The 3,420-nt window shown below is 68.9% G+C and carries 5 protein-coding genes and 1 other RNA gene; all 6 read right to left on the bottom strand.

Annotation, left to right across the window (positions count from 1 at the left end):
• On the bottom strand, positions 1 to 849 hold an 849-nt coding region (gene dnaX, locus sphsw_RS16125; protein WP_042467553.1), incomplete at its 3' end, for a DNA polymerase III subunit gamma/tau.
• A gap of 381 nt (positions 850 to 1,230) precedes the next feature.
• An RNA gene (ffs, locus tag sphsw_RS19040) (signal recognition particle sRNA small type) lies at positions 1,231 to 1,324 on the bottom strand.
• A gap of 70 nt (positions 1,325 to 1,394) precedes the next feature.
• Positions 1,395 to 1,631 (bottom strand): hypothetical protein, encoded by a 237-nt coding sequence (locus tag sphsw_RS16120; RefSeq protein ID WP_031441523.1) that lies wholly within the window; start codon positions 1,629 to 1,631, stop codon positions 1,395 to 1,397.
• A gap of 83 nt (positions 1,632 to 1,714) precedes the next feature.
• A complete protein-coding gene (locus tag sphsw_RS16115; protein ID WP_052380984.1) occupies positions 1,715 to 2,065 on the bottom strand; it encodes a hypothetical protein in 351 nt (116 codons plus the stop codon).
• Between the two features lie 139 nt (positions 2,066 to 2,204).
• Entirely contained in the window at positions 2,205 to 2,510 is a 306-nt protein-coding gene (locus sphsw_RS16110) for a 2Fe-2S iron-sulfur cluster-binding protein (RefSeq protein ID WP_031441521.1), read from the bottom strand.
• A 13-nt stretch (positions 2,511 to 2,523) separates the two neighbouring features.
• On the bottom strand, positions 2,524 to 3,420 hold an 897-nt coding region (locus sphsw_RS16105), incomplete at its 5' end, for a cysteine desulfurase family protein (RefSeq protein ID WP_031441520.1).

Below are 3,420 nucleotides of genomic sequence, written 5' to 3'. Positions count from 1 at the left end.
CAGGATCAGTCCGAGCAGGTCGCGCACCGCGCCGCGATCGGACAGGCCGAGCATCTGCCGCACCGCGTCCGCGGTGACGCCGCCACCTTCGAGCCCGGCATGCGCGATCGCCTGGTCGAGGATCGACAGGCCGTCGCGCGCGGACCCTTCCGCGGCGCGTGCGATCAGCATCAGCGCCTCGGGCTCGGCGACGACGCCCTCTTCGGTCGACACCCAGGCGAAGTGCCTGGCGAGCTGTTCCGCCGAGATGCGGCGCAGGTCGAAGCGCTGGCAGCGCGACAGGACCGTCACCGGCACCTTGTTCACTTCGGTCGTCGCGAACAGGAACTTCACATGCGCGGGCGGTTCCTCCAGCGTTTTCAGAAGCGCGTTGAACGCGTTCTTCGACAGCATGTGGACTTCGTCGATGATGTAGATCTTGAAGCGCGCGGTGACCGCCGAATAGCGCGACGCGTCGATGATCTCGCGGACGTCGTCGACGCCGGTATGGCTCGCGGCGTCCATCTCGATCACGTCGATATGGCGGCCCTCGGCGATCGCGCGGCAGGGTTCGCAGACGCCGCACGGGTCGATCGTCGGACCACCCTGCCCGTCCGGACCGATGCAATTGAGCGCCTTGGCGATCAGGCGCGCGGTCGACGTCTTGCCGACCCCGCGCACGCCGGTCATCAGAAAGGCATGCGCCAGCCGGTCGCGCTTGATCGCGTTGCCGAGCGTCTGGACCATCGCGTCCTGCCCGATAAGCTCGGAAAAGGTCTGCGGGCGGTATTTGCGCGCGAGCACGCGGTACGCGACATCCGCCTTAGCAGCCGGCTGCGGCGGTTCGCCCAGGTCGAAGGAATCTGACATTGCGGTCGTCATAGCGGCTGTCGGGTCCGGTGTCGAAGGGCATGGCCGGGACCGCGAATGTTGCGAATGTTGAGACGATAGCGCGATTCAACATTGGGCGTCGGGTCGACATCGGGCGTCGTCGCGGTGCAGCGCGAGGTCGGGATGCGGCCGTTCGGGACGGCGTATCGAGGGCCGGAACTGGGAACGATCTGGGCCATGGTGCGGCGTACCACAAACGCGGGCAGATTTACAGCGAAATGGAACGTTTCGGGAACGTCTTTGCGAAAGCTGTTTGGGATCAGGGGTTTGGCGGCGAAGGTAGGGGCGCCACGGCGACGCCGTGTCGTCAGACGGCGCTGTGCGCCGCTGGCCGCGCTCACATTTGCTTGCAAATGTTCGCGGTGGGAGCCGGGACGACCCGGGGCGAAATCGTTGTGGCTGCTTCCTTCCGGATCTGACCAAGTTGGCGACGACCCCGTCCGCCCGACTCCCGCTGCGCATATGGCGGGGTCGGACGGGATGATCAAGCCGCTTTACGGCCTGATCCTGGGGAAGGCCCGTTTTTAGCGGTTGACGCGAACCGTGCGGCAGACGCGCTGGCGATGATGGTTGCGGACCACGTTGCGGCAGACCTGACGCGTGCGCGTACGATGACGGACGCCGGGACGGTTGTCGTTGTGACGGACGACGGTCCGCTCATGGACGACGGTGCGCTGTGCGGATGCCTCGGCGGCGAAGCCGACGGGCGCGAGGCCGGTGAGCGCAACGAGACCGGCGGCGGCGAGGGTAAACAACTTCATGGAAAGTCTCCTGAGCGGTCTGGATTCGCGTGAATCCCATAACCTATGTTAGCAAACTCGCGCCGCCTCATTACGGTTCCGTATCAACGACGGAAACAGCGGCGAACCGGGCCGTAATAGCCGCGCTGGATCCGGCACACGACGCGCGAGCGGCCATAGCCACGCGGCCCGCCATAGCCGTAATGCGCGCGATAGCCGCCGTGGTGCCCGCGATAGCCGCCGCGATATCCATCCCGGTACCCGCCCCGGTAGCCGCCCCGGTAACCGCCATCCCGATAGCCGTCATAGCGATGGCGCGGGCCATGCCAGCCGCGGTCATGATGCCCGCCGCCGCGCGGCCCGTCCCAGCCGTAACGCTGTGCGTCCGCGGGGGCCGCTGCGACCAGGGTACCGGCGGCCAGGGCGCCAGCGGCGAAGAAAGCGATGATCCTCATGAGAGCTACTCCACTCGAGCCCCGGGCAGCGGGGCTGTATCAATGCCCCGTATACTGGGGCGGTGGGGGCTTGATCGCCGAACCGCCGTGGCTCGACGCTGAACCGGCCGTTGTCATTCTGTAAGGTTCGCTTGGTCGGTCAGCCGGGGATGCGCACCGTCAGTCCGTCGAGCGCCTCGGTCAGGCGGATCTGGCAGGCGAGCCGGCTGGTCCGGGTCGCGCCGGGGGCGAGATCGAGCATGTCCTCCTCGTCCGCGCTCGCCGGCGGCAACCGGGCGACATCGGCGGCGTCGACGATGACATGGCAGGTCGCGCAGGCAAGCTGGCCCTCGCACGTGCCCTCGAGCGGCTGGCCGTCCGCCTGGGCGGCGTCGAGCAGCCGGTCGCCGGGGGTGGCGGCGACGCTGCGCATGCTGCCGTCGCGGGCGATGAAGTGGACAATCATGGGAAGCGGACGATCATGGCCATTGCCCTTCCGCCGCGGCCGCGATCGCGTCGATCGCGGCGGCGAGGTCTGTTTCGGTGGTGTAGCGGCCGAAGCCGAGGCGGATGCTCGACCGGGCCTGGGTCTCGCTCAGCCCGATCGCGCGGAGCACATGGCTCGACCGCCCCGACCCGCTCGCACAGGCCGAGCCTGCGGAAAAGGCGATGTCGCGCAGGTCGGACATCAGCCGGTTCACGTCGAGCCCCTCGCGCCGCACGTTGAGATTGCCGTGATAGCGCGGGTCGGTGGCGCCGTTGATCGTCCAGCCGGGGCCGAGCCGGTCGCGGGCGAGCGCCCAGAGGCGCTCGACATGCGCGGCGTCCTGGTCCCTGCGGTCGGCCATCAGTTGCGCGGCGACGCCGAAGCCGGCGCACAGGGCGGGCGACAGCGTGCCCGAACGGCCGGGCGCTTCCTGCCCGCCGCCGTGCATGAGCGGAGCGAGCGTGACGCCGTCGCGGATCCACAGCGCGCCGATGCCCTTGGGACCGTGGATCTTGTGCGCGGAGATTGCGATCAGGTCGACGGTGTCGGGGATTGCTACGCGGCCATAGCCCTGGACCGCGTCGACCAGCATCAGCGCGCCGGCGGCGTGCGCGGCCTCGGCAAGCGCGGCGATCGGCTGGATCACGCCGATCTCGTTGTTGACGAGCATCGCGGCGACGACGCCTGCGCCGGATGGGACGCTGTCGACGATCCCGTCTGCGCCGACCGGCAGGATCGTCACGTCGCGCCCCTGCGCTGCTTCCGCCGCCGCGGTGTCGAGGACGGCGGCGTGTTCGGTGGCGAGCGTCGTGATCGGCCCGGCGGTGCCCTTGATCGCCCAGTTCAGCGCCTCGGTCGCGCCGCTGGTGAAGGCGATGCGGCCACCGGG

It is taken from the genome of Sphingomonas sp. FUKUSWIS1 (assembly GCF_000733135.1).
Taxonomy (GTDB): Bacteria; Pseudomonadota; Alphaproteobacteria; order Sphingomonadales; family Sphingomonadaceae; genus Sphingomonas; species Sphingomonas aerolata.
The sequence above is the reverse complement of the archived record's forward strand: the minus strand, read 5'-3'. Positions and strand labels throughout refer to the sequence as shown.

Coding starts and splice junctions, on each gene's coding strand:
- sphsw_RS16110 (WP_031441521.1), bottom strand. CDS start 2,510: ATGATTGTCCACTTCATCGCCCGCGACGGCAGCATGCGCAGCGTCGCC.
- sphsw_RS16115 (WP_052380984.1), bottom strand. CDS start 2,065: ATGAGGATCATCGCTTTCTTCGCCGCTGGCGCCCTGGCCGCCGGTACC.
- sphsw_RS16120 (WP_031441523.1), bottom strand. CDS start 1,631: ATGAAGTTGTTTACCCTCGCCGCCGCCGGTCTCGTTGCGCTCACCGGC.